This window comes from Flexivirga caeni (assembly GCF_003724155.1).
Lineage (GTDB): Bacteria > Actinomycetota > Actinomycetes > Actinomycetales > Dermatophilaceae > Flexivirga > Flexivirga caeni.
Genome location: NZ_RJJQ01000010.1, coordinates 1 through 12,171, shown reverse-complemented (window position 1 = coordinate 12,171; position 12,171 = coordinate 1). Strand labels below are relative to the sequence as shown.

Here is a 12,171-nt window from a genome sequence, read left to right as displayed (position 1 = left end):
ATGAACCAGACACGACCCGCCGTCATGATCACCGGTGCGACACGAGGCATCGGCCGCGCCGTCGCCGACGCGCTCGCTACCGACCACGAGCTGCTGATCGGTGGCCGGCAGCGCGCCGACGTCGAGGCGGTGTGCGCGCAACTGCCGCACGCGCGGCCGTTCGTCGCCGACCTCGCGGACGAGCAGAGCACTGCGGAAGCCGTCGCCGGGCTGGACCTGCAACGGCTGGACGCACTGGTGCACTCGGCCGGCATGAGCGTCGGCGTACCGACTGCCGAATCCTCCCGCGCCGTATGGCGAAAAATATTGGAGCTCAACGTGATTGCCGTCTCGGACCTGACCCGGCTGCTGCTCCCAGCGCTGGTCGAGGCGGCGGGTACGATCGTGATGATCAACTCCGGGTCGGGGCTGCGCGCTTCGGGCGCAGGCGGTCACTACCCGGCGTCGAAGTTCGCTCTCACCGCGTTGACCGACGTGCTGCGCGAAGAGCTGCGACCGGACGGAGTGCGCGTGGTCTCGGTGCACCCGGGGCGCGTGAACACCGACATGCAACGAGAACTCGTCGCTCGCGAAGGCCGCGAGTACGACCCGCTGGAGTTCCTCCGCCCCGAGTCGGTCGCGACCGCCGTGCGCACCGCGCTGACGGCCACGCCCGATGCAACCTACGAGACGATCTCCATCCGCCCGGCGCCGGCCGCCACGAACCGCCGGGCGGACTGACGGCGCCCCCGCGTGGGGTGCGTAGCCTTCGACGGTCGAGGTTTGCGCACGCGAGACCGCCGCGTGGGGTGCGTAGCCTTCGACGGTCGAGGTTTGCGGCAGACGGCAGGTGTGGCGTCAGGCGAGCTCGGCGCGCGTGGGTGGGTTGGCGCCGGCTCGGCTGACCGTGATCGCGGAGGCGGCAATCGCCCGGTCGACGGCCGGTCGCAACTCCGCAAGGCTCGCCCGGCGCAACCGGTCTCGGGCGGCGGCGGAGCCGAGCAACCCGGCATCAAGTAGTGCCGAGACCAGGCCGGACTGGAACGAGTCACCCGCACCCACCGTGTCGACGACGGAAACCCTTCTGCCGGAGACGGTTTCGGTCTGCCCAGTCGCGGAAACATGCATCAGGGCGCCGTCGCCACCACAGGTGAGAACCACCAGCGACGGGCCGAGACGCCCCCAGAGCGTCGCGATCTCGGTGAGGCCGACGCTCCCGCCATACAGCCAGGCGACGTCCTCCTCGCTCGCCTTCACGACATCGGAGAAGCCGATCAGCTGCTCGATGTGCGAACGCACTTCGTAGGCCGCGCCGATCAGCGACGGCCGCAGGTTCGGGTCGAACGACACCGTCGCGTGTGATCGGGCGGCGAGCATCGCGTCGGAGACCTTGGTCGCCCCGGGCTGCAGCGCCGCGGCGATCGAACCGGTGTGAAAGTGCCCGATGTCGTCCGGCAGGGGATAGGGGACATCCCATGCCAGGTTGAAGTCGTATGACGCAGAGCCTGTTTCGTCCAGCACAGCCAGCGCCGTCGGGGTCCGCGGTGCCGTCAGGCTGCCGTCGACAAGGGGCACCCCGTCGGCCGCAAGCTGCCGCTCGATCATCCGGCCATACGCGTCGTCGGCGAGGTATGCCGCCAGGCGCACGCGGTGTTCCAGGCGGGCCAGCCCGATCGCGACGTTGAGCGGGCTGCCGCCGACGTGCTCGGTCGCCGGGGCGTCCACCGGCTGCACGATGTCGATCAGTGCCTCGCCGACGACCAGGGTGTCGACCATCGAATCTCCTTGCGCCTCAGGCATTGAGTAGGCCGGCATTCAGTTGTTGCAGCTTGGCCATCGGGTGCACGGCCTCGATCGTGCGGATGGTGCCGCTCTTGGACCGCATCACCAGCGACTGTGTGGTGCAACCGCCGCCGCGGTAGCGCACCCCGCGCAACAACTCTCCGTCGGTGATGCCGGTCGCCACGAAGAAGCAGTTGTCGGAGCGGACCAGGTCGTCGGTGGTGAGCACCGCGTCCAGGTCGTGGCCGGCATCGATCGCGCGCTGCCGCTCGGCATCGTCCTTGGGCCACAGCCTGCCCTGCAGGACGCCACCCACACACTTCATCGCGCACGCGGTGATGATCGCCTCGGGGGTGCCGCCGACGCCGAGCAGCAGGTCGATGCCGGTATCGGGCCGCGCGGCCATGATCGCGCCGGCGACGTCACCGTCGGAGATGTAGCGGATGCGGGCGCCCGCTGCGCGGATCTGCTCGGCCAGCGCCACATGGCGGGGGCGGTCGAGCAGCACGACCGTCACGTCGGACACGCTGCCGTGCTTGGCCTTGGCGACACGCCGGATGTTCTCGGCGACCGGCAGGCGGATGTCGACCACGTCCGCGGCTTCGGGACCGGTGGCGAGCTTGTCCATGTAGAACACAGCGCTCGGGTCGTACATCGAGCCGCGCTCGCTGACCGCCATGACGGACACGGCGTTCGTCATACCCTTCGCGGTCAGCGTGGTGCCGTCGATCGGGTCGACGGCCACGTCGACGTCGGGCCCGGTGCCGTCTCCGACGTGCTCGCCGTTGAACAGCATCGGCGCCTCGTCCTTCTCGCCTTCGCCGATGACCACCTCGCCGTTCATCGAGACGGACGCGACCAGGTGCCGCATCGCGGCCACCGCGGCCCCGTCCGCGGCGTTCTTGTCACCGCGGCCGACCCAGCGGCCACCCGCCATCGCGGCGGCCTCCGTGACACGCACCAGCTCCAGCGCGAGGTTTCGGTCCGGGGCTTCCGGGGTGGCGGCGTCGGACGGCATGAGATCTCCTCGGAGCATTCACGAAAGTGGGTGCGTCCAGACTCTATCGGTCGCCGGGCACAGCCCGGGCCACCGCGGGCGGGAACCGGTTTGGGACCATGGTCGGCGTGAACGACACGAGCACCCCCACCGGCCTGCCGAGCGCGACGCCCGAGCCGGCTGCGGGACCCCCGCCGCGTCGTCGTGGGATGGGTTCGACGCGCAGCATGGTCATCTCCATGGTGATCGTGGCGTTCGCCGTGGTGGGGTGGTGGGCGTTCGTGCCGCGATCCACCCCGACGGCCCAGCCCGTCGCGGACGTTGCGGGCATCGCTCGCGAGATCGGCATCAGCCGGCACTGGGATCCCGCCGTCGCCGACGGGCTGCCGTCCACCTGGTCGCCGGTCAACGTGCGGCTGGTGACGCTCTCGGACCAGCCGCCGACCTGGCAGGCGGGGTATGACGTCCCGGGCGGCAAGTACATCCGTGTGCTGCAGACGGCGAACGGCAACACGTCGTGGGTGCAGGCACAGACCGGCAACGGTGCGGCGAAGGGCATCGTCACCATCGGCGGCGTGGTCTGGTCGAAGGTGGAGCGCGCCGACGGCGGCGAGCGGAGCCTGATCCGCTCCGCGCCGCTGGGCGGTCTCTCGACCGTGGTCGACGGCACCGGCAGCTGGTCGCAGCTCATCCAGTTTGCGGCGTCGGTGAAACCGCTCAGCAAGAGCGCACTGGCGACCAAGGGCCCGACGACCGCGCCGAGCAGTTAGTCCTCGGCCGTCATCGCGTCGATCTTCTGCTGGGCGCCGTTCAGCCAGCTCTCGCAGTGCGCCGCCAGCGCCTCACCGCGCTCCCAGAGCCGCATCGACTCCTCCAGCGTCTCCGTGCCGCCTTCGAGCCGGGCAACGATGGCCGCCAGCTCGTCACGGGCCTGCTCGTAGCCGAGCTCGGCGACGTCGGCGTTGGCATCGTTCGCGGACGCGGCATCCTCGGTCGGCTTCTTCGGCATACCGGCACTGTACGAGATGCCACCGACGACGCGGCGCCCCGCGATCAGGACACTGGTGTCACCGCGAAGTCGCCGGTGGCGACGGTCACGCGGAGCAGTTCGTCTGGGGCGACCGTCGCGACGTCGGTGACCACCTGTCCGTCGGTATGCCGCACCACGGCGTACCCTCGCTCCAGCGTCTGCAGCGGCGACAGCGCACGCAACTGCCCGCGCAGGTGCACCACCTGGTCGTGCGCGCGCTCGAGGCGGTGGGTCATCCGGGAACGGGACCTGTCGCGCAGCACCTCGACGGCGGCCCTGCGGGTCGCGACCATCGTCTCCGGCGCGACCAGCACCGGGCGACCGCGCAACTGCTCGAGGTGGCGGCGTTCGACGACCAGCCGCCGCTGCAGCCCGGCGGCGCCGCGGTGCCGCAGCTGCGCCAGACCGGCAAGCTCGTCGGCGAGGTCGGGCACGATCCGCTTCGCGGCGTCGGTCGGGGTCGAGGCGCGCACGTCGGCAACGAAGTCGAGCAGCGGGGTGTCCTCGTCGTGCCCGATGGCGCTGACGACCGGGGTGCGGGCCGTGGCGACGGCACGGACCAGCGTCTCGTTGCTGAACGGCAGCAGGTCCTCGAAACCCCCGCCGCCACGCGTAATGACGATGACGTCGACGTGCGCTGCGGCATCCAGCTCGGCCAGCGCCTCGATGACCTGTGGCACGGTGTCCTGTCCTTGCACGGCGACCTGGCGAATCTCGAATTGCGTTGCCGGCCAGCGGCGCCGGGCGTTCTCGACCACGTCCTTCTCTGCCGCGCTGGCCCGCCCGCAGATCAGCCCGACGGTGCGCGGTAGGAACGGCAGCCCCTTCTTGCGTGCCGGCTCGAAGAGGCCCTCACTGCGCAGCAGTTGCTTGAGGTGCTCCAGCCGCGCGAGCAGCTCGCCGACCCCGACCGGCCGCATCTGCCGGGCATCGAGGTGCAGTGTGCCGCGCTTGGTCCAGAAGGTCGGCTTGGCGTGCACCACGACGCGCGCGCCCTGCTGCAGGCCGGGCCCCATCGCGTCGAGGGTGTTGACGTGCACGGTCACCGACAACGACATGTCGACCTCGGCGTCCCGCAGCGTGACGTATGCCGTGGGCGCCCCCGGCCGGCGGTTGAGCTGCACGATCTGCCCCTCGACCCACAGCGGCGACATCTTGTCGACGTAGTCGCTGATCTTCACCGACAGGGTGCGCACCGGCCACGGCTGTTCTGCCGTGGTGTCGGCGGCCCGCTCCGGCAGAGGGCTGCTCACGGTCGTCGCGCTGGTTGCTCGGGCATGCCGACAGCGTATGACGTGCCGGTGACGCCCTGACTGCGCGAGGATAGCGGGTATGCCGATGGCCGCTCCCGAACCGCCGGCGTGCGTGGTGTGGTGCTGGCGCGGGGCCGCGACACCGGACGCGGCCGGCGCCGTGCTCACTGCCGCAGAGCGCGACCGTGCCCGGCAGCATCGGCGCGCCGTTGACCGGGCGGGTTCGGCGACGGCCGCCGGGCTGCTCCGGCTCGCGGTCGCCGATCACCTCACATCGCGGCCCGGCCGGCTGCGGCAGACCGCGCGCGAGCTGGTCGTGGACCGGACTTGCGCGAGGTGTGGCGGCCAGCACGGCAAGCCCGACGTCGGGGTCCGCGGTCTGCACGTGTCGGTCGCGCACAGCGGTATCGACGACACGTCGGTGGTCGTCGTCGCGATCACCACGGCCGGACCAGTGGGCGTCGACGCCGAGATGATCACCGATCGGGACTTCGCGCCGCTGGCGTCGCTGGTGCTTGCACCCAAGGAAGCCGCTCGGCCGCCGCGCACCCCGCGCGACTGGTTCGCCACCTGGTGCCGCAAGGAGGCCGTGCTCAAGGCGACGGGTGACGGACTGCGCACCCCGATGTCAGAGGTCGCGCTGACGGGACGATCCGACGCGCCCGGGATCGCCTCCTACTCCGGCCGGCCACTCGACTGCGACCTGCAGGATCTCGACCTCGGCGACGACATCGCGGCTGCCGTCGCCGTGCTCGGCCCGCGGACTCCCGTTTCCGTGCGGGTGGTCGAACTATCCTGAGTCGTATGACGATCCGCGATGCGGGCGAGAACTCGACGACGGCGCACTGGCTGGCTGAAACCTTCTCATTGGGACGGGCCCTCGACCTGAAGCGTGTCGCGCGTGGCGCGATGGGGGAGGTCTGTCAACTGATCACGACCTCGGGCAGGTACGCCGCGAAGCGCTACTACTGGCCAGACGGCCTGCCGCACGCCGAGTTCTCCGAGGTGTTTGCCGAACGCTGTCGCGGACTGGGCGTCCCGGTGCCCGAGGTGCACCGGGATCGGTCAGGTGCACTCTTGGTGCAGGCCAAAGGCGGCGCCTGGTGGCAGCTTGCAGACTGGGTGTCCGGATCGAAACCGGTTGCCGGAGATGCTGATTCGGCTCGGTGGTTGGTGCGTCAGACGGCGCGAATTCACAGCATCGGGCAACGGCCGGACTGGGATGCGCATCTCGATCCCTTCTATGCCTCATGTGCCGTGGATTGGTCGGCACTCGCCGCCCGCGCGCGGTGTGCCGGAGCCGACTGGGCGGGGCAGCTCACCGAAAGAGTTGAGGAGTTCACTCAACTCGGTGCGTGGGCGAGTTCAGTGCCAGTCGGGGAGTTACGGATCTCGCACAACGACCTGACCCTGGACAATGTGCTCGTCAGCGGCGGGAGTCGCTGGTTGATCGATTGGGACAACGTCGGCCCTCAGGATCCGATCCGGGAGCTCGGCGTCCAGCTTGCCGCTGTGCTGTCCGATCCGGACCTAGTGCGTGACCTCGTGCGGATCTACTGTGCCGCGGGCGGTGCCGAATTCCGTTGGAGCGAGGGCATTTTCGCATCAGCATTCGTCATTCGCCTGAACTACCTGGCCGTGCAGATCGAGACGTTGCTGGACGCTGCACAACTCGAGCACCACGACTTCGCCCGCACACAGGTGGTCCCTCTGCTTCGCGACGTCCCGAGCATGTCGGGACTCGACGAGCAACTCGCGGCGGTCGAACTACCCTGAGTCGTATGACGATCCGCATCCCCGGCCTCGCGCTGACCGATCACACGCTGCAGCTTCCGCTCGATCACTCCGACCCGGGCGGTGCGACGATCGAGGTATTTGGTCGCGAGGCCGTGGCGGTCGACAAGGCCGACCAGGATCTGCCGTGGCTGGTCTTTCTGCAGGGTGGCCCGGGTGGGGAGAGTCCGCGACCGATGCGCGCCGACGGCTGGCTGGCGCACATCACCAAGACGTACCGGGTGCTGCTGCTGGACCAACGGGGCTGTGGCCGGTCGACCCCCGTCACCGCGAAGTCGACGGAGGGAATGAGTGCGGCGCAGTTCGCGGCATACCTGCGCCACTTCCGGGCCGACAGCATCGTCGCGGACGCGGAGGCTTTCCGGCAGCAGATCGCCGGTGGCAAGCCGTGGACGACCCTTGGACAGAGTTACGGCGGCTTCATCACACTCACCTACCTGTCGCAGGCGCCGGAAGGGCTCGTCGGCTGCCTGGTCACCGGCGGGCTGGCGGGCGTCGAGGCGGACTCCGTGGACGTCTATGCGCGCACCTTCCCGCGGATCGCTCGCAAGAACGCCGCCTACTACGAGCGATATCCCGACGACGCTGCCGCGGTGCGCCGGATCGCCGACCACCTCACGGTGCACCGGGTGGCGCTGCCGGACGGTTCGCCGCTGACGCCCGAGCGGTTTCGGTTGATCGGCAGCATCTTCGGGATGAGCTACGGCTATGAACACGTGCACTGGCTGCTCGACACGGCGTGGGACGGCGACCAGTTGGCCGACCGCTTCCTGGAGACGGTGCTGACAGAGACGTCATACACCCAGGGTCCGATCTATGCACTGCAGGAATATTGCTACGGCGCTCCCGGCGTGCCGACCGGCTGGGCGGCCGATCGCGAGATCGCCCGGCGTCCGGAGTTCGCCGCCGACGCCGACCCGTTGCTCTTCACCGGTGAGACAATGTTCCGCTGGATGTTCGACCAGATCACGCTATTGCGGCCGTTCGCCGAGGCGGCCGATCTGCTTGCGGCAGTTGATGATTGGCCGCCCCTCTACGACCTGGACCGGCTCGCTTCCAACAAGGTGCCGGTCGTCGCCGCTGTCTACTTCGACGACATGTATGTCGATGCGGAGCTCTCGCTCGACACCGCGCGCCGGGTCGGCAACGTCCGGCCGTGGGTCACCAACGAATACGAGCACGACGGTCTGCGCACCGGCGCCGTCGTCGAGCGGCTGACCGACATGCTCGCGGGGAAGGTATGACGCGCCGGCCTCAGAAGGTGATCAGCGGCTTGATGATGTCGTCCTGTTTGTTCGCCATCATCTGGAAGGCATGCTCGACCTGATCGAAAGCGAAGCGGTGCGTCGTCATCGGCGTCGGGTCGACCCGGCCGGAGCTCATCAGACTGAACAACCGGCGCATGCGGTCGCTGCCGCCGGAGCACAGCCCGGTGCGGATGGACTTGTCGCCCATACCCAGCCCGAACGCCATCAGGTCGAGCTGAAGAGGGGCCGGGTTCTCGCCGTGGTAGCCGATGTTGGACAGCGTCCCGCCCGCCTTGAGACACGCCAGTGCGGCTTCGAAGGTCTGTGGAGCGCCGAGGGCCTCGATCGAGGCGTCGGCTCCGACGCCGTCGGTCAGGTCCATGATCTGTTCCACCGGGTCGCCCTGGGTGAAGTCCACGACGTCGTCGGCACCGAACCGCTTGGCCATCGCCATCCTGTTCGGCAACGACTCGACAGCGATGATCCGGCCCGCGCCACGCAACCCGGCGCCGATGGTCGCGCACAACCCGACGGCGCCTTGCGCGAAGACGACAACCGTGTCGCCGATCTGGATCTCGGCGTGCTCGGCCCCCATCAGGCCGGTGCTGAGCATGTCGCACGCGTAAGCGGCGGCTTCGTCGGTGAGGTCGTCGGGGATCGGCGCGAGGTTCCCCTTGGCGGCGGGCACCAGGAAGTACTCAGCCATGTTGCCGTCGACTTGTGCGGTGTATTTGTAGCCGCCCAGCAGCCCACCGCACTGGCTGGTGAAACCCCGCTGGCAGTAATTGCATTCGAAGCATGGCGTGACGGCGTTCACCGCCACTCGCTGTCCTTCCTGGAACCCGGTGACCGATGATCCCAACGCCGCGATGACCCCGACGGATTCGTGGCCGAGCGTGCGGCCGTTCTCCACCGGCAGCGCTCCGTTCACGGTGTGCACATCCGACGTGCAGATGAGTGCAGCAGTGGTCTTCACCAGTGCTTCGTCCGGTCCTGGCTCGGGGATCGGCTTTTCAACCACCTCGGTCTTCCCGACCTCGATCATGCTGAAGGTTTTCATCAGTTCGGGCACGGTTCCGTCTCCTCTGGTCGGTGGGACGGGCGGCAACCGGCCGGTTGCTCATGCTGTCAGGACCGCCCGTCCCCTGCATGTGGCGCAGGTCATATACGTGAATTGTCGCCTCGTTCCCTGCTGGTGTGCTGTCCCGAATTGACACACCGCGACGCGCTCGACCGGGGCAGTGGGTCGCGCCGCGTCGGCCGGGACCCGGCGTCCCGCTTAGCATGGACGCATGACTTCGACCGCCCCGACCGACACCGACCCGGCAGTCGCCGAGCAGACCAGGCGAGTGCTGCTCGCGGCTCCGCGGGGTTACTGCGCGGGAGTCGACCGTGCCGTGGTGACGGTGGAGAAGGCGCTGGATCTCTATGGCCCGCCGGTCTACGTGCGCAAGCAGATCGTCCACAACAAGCACGTCGTCGCGACATTGGAGAAGCGTGGCGCGATCTTCGTGGACGAGACGTACGAGGTCCCCGAAGGTGCCACTGTCATCTTTTCGGCGCACGGCATCGCACCCGAGGTCCGCGACCAGGCCAGAGAGCTGTCGCTGAAGACCATCGATGCGACGTGCCCGCTGGTCACCAAGGTGCACCGTGAGGCGCGGCGCTTCGCATCCGACGAATACGACATCCTGCTCATCGGGCACGAGGGGCATGAGGAAGTGATCGGCACCGCGGGTGAGGCTCCCGACAACATCGTGCTGGTCCAGTCGCCCGAGCATGCGGACACGGTCCAGGTCAGGCATCCCGACAAACTCGTCTGGTTGTCGCAGACCACCTTGTCGGTGGACGAAACGATGGAGACGGTGCGCCGGCTCAAGCAGCGCTTCCCCAAGTTGCAGGATCCGCCGTCGGACGACATCTGCTACGCCACGCAGAACCGCCAGCTGGCGGTGAAGCAGATGGCGCCGCGCACCGATCTGATGATCGTCGTGGGCAGCCGCAACTCGTCCAACTCGGTGCGGCTGGTCGAGGTCGCACTGGAGCATGGCGCGCGCGCCGGACATCTGGTCGACTACGCCGACGAGATTGAGGAGTGCTGGCTCGACGGCGTCACCACAGTCGGTGTGACGTCGGGAGCCTCGGTGCCGGAGGTGCTGGTGCGTGATGTGCTCGGCTACCTCGCGGAGCGTGGGTATGGCGAGGTTGAGACGATCACCGCTGCCGAGGAGAGTCTGCTGTTTGCCCTGCCCACCGAACTGCGCCGGGAGTTGAAGGCGCGTGGTCAGGGCGACTCGGGCAAGATCCAGCACGACGCCGGCTCGCTGCACTGAGCGCTTCGGCGACAGACCGGCGCTCGGGCGGTCGCGGCCGTGCCACCGTGGCGGTCATCCGGTTTCGGCGATGCCATCTCGCGGCGGTGGCGGTGTCTCGAAATCCAGTGCCGGTCGTGCCACCTCCTCGTCCAGCGCGTCGATCAGTTCGTGCGCGGTGAGCGGCCGGGTGGCCAGCTCGACCGGGCGCAGCTCCTGCGGGGGCTCGTCGTGCGCGAGCCCGAGATTGTGCAGCTGACGGGCCGTGACGAGCACGCGTGACTCCAGGGTGCCGACCATGGCGTTGTAGGCCTCGACTGATCTGGTGAGTGATTGACCCACGCGCGCCGTATGCCGGCTCATCGTGCCGAGCCGGTCATAGAGTGTCTGGCCGAGTTGCAGCAAGTCGCGGGCGCCGCGGGTGAGTGAGTCCTGCTGCCAGGCCGCGGCGGTGGTGCGCAGTAGGGCAAGCAGGGTGCTGGGGGAGACAGGCACGACCTGGCGACTCATCGCGCGGTCGAGCAACGCGGGGTCCTGGCGCAGGGCAGCGGCCAGCATGGCGTCGGCCGGGACGAAGCAGACGACCAGCTGCGGTGACTGGTCGAACGCGCTCCAATATTCTTTTGCGGCAAGGGAATCCACGTGCCGCACCAGTGCTTTCGCATGCTGGTCGAGCAGTCGATCGCGGTCCTGTGGTGGAATCCCGTCGGCTTGCGCGTCGAGGAACGCGCGCACAGGTGCCTTGCTGTCGATGACGAGCACCCGCTCGCCCGGCAGCCGCACCACGACGTCGGGCCGCACGCGTGCGTCGTGCCGGCTGACCGCAGTGACCTGCTCCTCGAAGTCGCAGTGGGCGATCATCCCGGCGTGCTCCAGCACGCGGCGCAGTTGGACTTCACCCCAGGTGCCGCCGGTCGACGTCGCCCGCAGAGCTCCCGCCAGTTGAGTCGTCTCCTGGTGCAGCGCGCCGGTCACCCGGCCGACTTCGGCCAGTCGGGCGCCGAGCTCGCCGAACTGCTCCACCCGGTCGCGCTCCAGCACGGCCACCTGTTGCTCAACCCGACTCAGCGTGGCACTCAACGGCGCGAGCACGGCGACCGCCTGCTGGTCGTCGGCGACCGTCGACTCCAGGTCGATCACGCGCTCGCGCAACAGGTTTCGCTCAGTGACGAGGGCCGCGCCGCGCGCGATGTGCGACTGGCGCAGCAGCGCCCAGGTGAGCGCCGCGGCGAAGACTGCGCCGATGAGGAGGCCGATCAGGAATCCGGTCATGGATGCACTCTGGCATCGGGCACTGACAGACGTGTTCGGCCGTGGTGCGGCTGACGGTCGCCACGACGTCGGTGGGCGCCGACGCGGAGTTGGGCGTGTACCCAGCTCGGTTGGCCCGGACTGGGCTGAGCTGGAGCCAGGGCGGCCACGTGGCCGCGAAAGTACGAGGGGTTGTCCACATCCCCTTGGGTTGGGGTGGGGGGTTGTGGATAAGGTTGTTCGTGAAAAGTGTTGCACCACAACGGGTTCCGTGGGTATACACGAACACATGGACGACGATGTGGCGGTCATCTTCGGGGACACTGCACCCCGCTGGGATGATGCTGCGGTCGCGTCGGTGCACCGGATGCTGACTGACGCGGTGGTCGGCGAGTCGGACGGCCTGGCGCAGATCCGGGTGTTGGAGGAGTTGAAGGGCGCGATTTGTGCCCGGCAAGCTAAGGTCACGGTCGCGGTGCATGAGCGGCAACGGGCTGCGGACGCGGCGCGGGGGTTGGACCGGGGG

13 protein-coding genes are annotated in these 12,171 nt (G+C 68.8%); 7 read left to right on the top strand and 6 right to left on the bottom strand.

Annotated elements, in window-relative coordinates; translation table 11 throughout:
* Complete coding sequence (locus tag EFY87_RS10140; protein ID WP_220093594.1) at positions 1–720, top strand: SDR family oxidoreductase; 720 nt, start codon at positions 1–3, stop codon at positions 718–720.
* Positions 721–837: 117 nt separating this feature from the next.
* On the opposite strand, the gene EFY87_RS10135 is transcribed toward EFY87_RS10140, so the two are convergent.
* Together EFY87_RS10135 and glpX are read right to left on the bottom strand one after the other, a co-directional pair.
* Positions 838–1,755, bottom strand: coding sequence for a carbohydrate kinase family protein (locus EFY87_RS10135; protein ID WP_123271566.1), 918 nt, complete (start codon positions 1,753–1,755; stop codon positions 838–840).
* A gap of 16 nt (positions 1,756–1,771) precedes the next feature.
* Positions 1,772–2,779, bottom strand: coding sequence for a class II fructose-bisphosphatase (glpX, locus tag EFY87_RS10130; RefSeq protein WP_123271374.1), 1,008 nt, complete (start codon positions 2,777–2,779; stop codon positions 1,772–1,774).
* Positions 2,780–2,886: 107 nt separating this feature from the next.
* On the opposite strand from glpX, the gene EFY87_RS10125 reads away from it, so the two are divergent.
* Entirely contained in the window at positions 2,887–3,528 is a 642-nt protein-coding gene (locus tag EFY87_RS10125) for a DUF4245 family protein (protein WP_158607578.1), read from the top strand.
* On the opposite strand, the gene EFY87_RS10120 is transcribed toward EFY87_RS10125, so the two are convergent.
* Both EFY87_RS10120 and xseA read right to left on the bottom strand, forming a co-directional pair.
* A complete protein-coding gene (locus EFY87_RS10120; protein WP_123271372.1) occupies positions 3,525–3,767 on the bottom strand; it encodes an exodeoxyribonuclease VII small subunit in 243 nt (80 codons plus the stop codon). The two genes, EFY87_RS10125 and EFY87_RS10120, sit on opposite strands and share 4 nt — an antisense overlap.
* Positions 3,768–3,811: 44 nt before the next feature.
* Positions 3,812–5,041, bottom strand: a complete 1,230-nt coding sequence (gene xseA, locus EFY87_RS10115) for an exodeoxyribonuclease VII large subunit (RefSeq protein WP_123271371.1) — start codon at positions 5,039–5,041, stop codon at positions 3,812–3,814.
* Between the two features lie 79 nt (positions 5,042–5,120).
* On the opposite strand from xseA, the gene EFY87_RS10110 reads away from it, so the two are divergent.
* Genes EFY87_RS10110 through EFY87_RS10100 form a run of 3 tightly spaced genes read left to right on the top strand, consistent with a single transcriptional unit; the run spans position 5,121 to position 8,079 of the window.
* Positions 5,121–5,840, top strand: a complete 720-nt coding sequence (locus tag EFY87_RS10110; protein ID WP_123271370.1) for a 4'-phosphopantetheinyl transferase family protein — start codon at positions 5,121–5,123, stop codon at positions 5,838–5,840.
* Positions 5,841–5,845: 5 nt separating this feature from the next.
* Positions 5,846–6,817 (top strand): phosphotransferase enzyme family protein, encoded by a 972-nt coding sequence (locus EFY87_RS10105; RefSeq protein WP_123271369.1) that lies wholly within the window; start codon positions 5,846–5,848, stop codon positions 6,815–6,817.
* Between the two features lie 5 nt (positions 6,818–6,822).
* Positions 6,823–8,079, top strand: coding sequence for an alpha/beta fold hydrolase (locus tag EFY87_RS10100; protein ID WP_123271368.1), 1,257 nt, complete (start codon positions 6,823–6,825; stop codon positions 8,077–8,079).
* 10 nt (positions 8,080–8,089) lie between these two features.
* On the opposite strand, the gene EFY87_RS10095 is transcribed toward EFY87_RS10100, so the two are convergent.
* Complete coding sequence (locus tag EFY87_RS10095) at positions 8,090–9,154, bottom strand: NAD(P)-dependent alcohol dehydrogenase (protein ID WP_123271367.1); 1,065 nt, start codon at positions 9,152–9,154, stop codon at positions 8,090–8,092.
* 220 nt (positions 9,155–9,374) lie between these two features.
* On the opposite strand from EFY87_RS10095, the gene EFY87_RS10090 reads away from it, so the two are divergent.
* On the top strand, positions 9,375–10,415 hold the full coding sequence (locus EFY87_RS10090; protein WP_123271366.1) for a 4-hydroxy-3-methylbut-2-enyl diphosphate reductase: 1,041 nt from the start codon (positions 9,375–9,377) through the stop codon (positions 10,413–10,415).
* A 54-nt stretch (positions 10,416–10,469) separates the two neighbouring features.
* Here the strand turns inward: EFY87_RS10090 and EFY87_RS10085 are convergent, their stop codons facing one another.
* Positions 10,470–11,666 carry a DNA recombination protein RmuC gene (locus EFY87_RS10085; RefSeq protein ID WP_123271365.1) on the bottom strand — a complete coding sequence of 399 codons (1,197 nt, stop codon included), beginning with the start codon at positions 11,664–11,666 and terminating at the stop codon, positions 10,470–10,472.
* Between the two features lie 268 nt (positions 11,667–11,934).
* On the opposite strand from EFY87_RS10085, the gene EFY87_RS10080 reads away from it, so the two are divergent.
* A partial coding sequence (locus EFY87_RS10080) for a hypothetical protein (RefSeq protein ID WP_148043304.1) occupies positions 11,935–12,171 on the top strand: 237 nt, incomplete at its 3' end.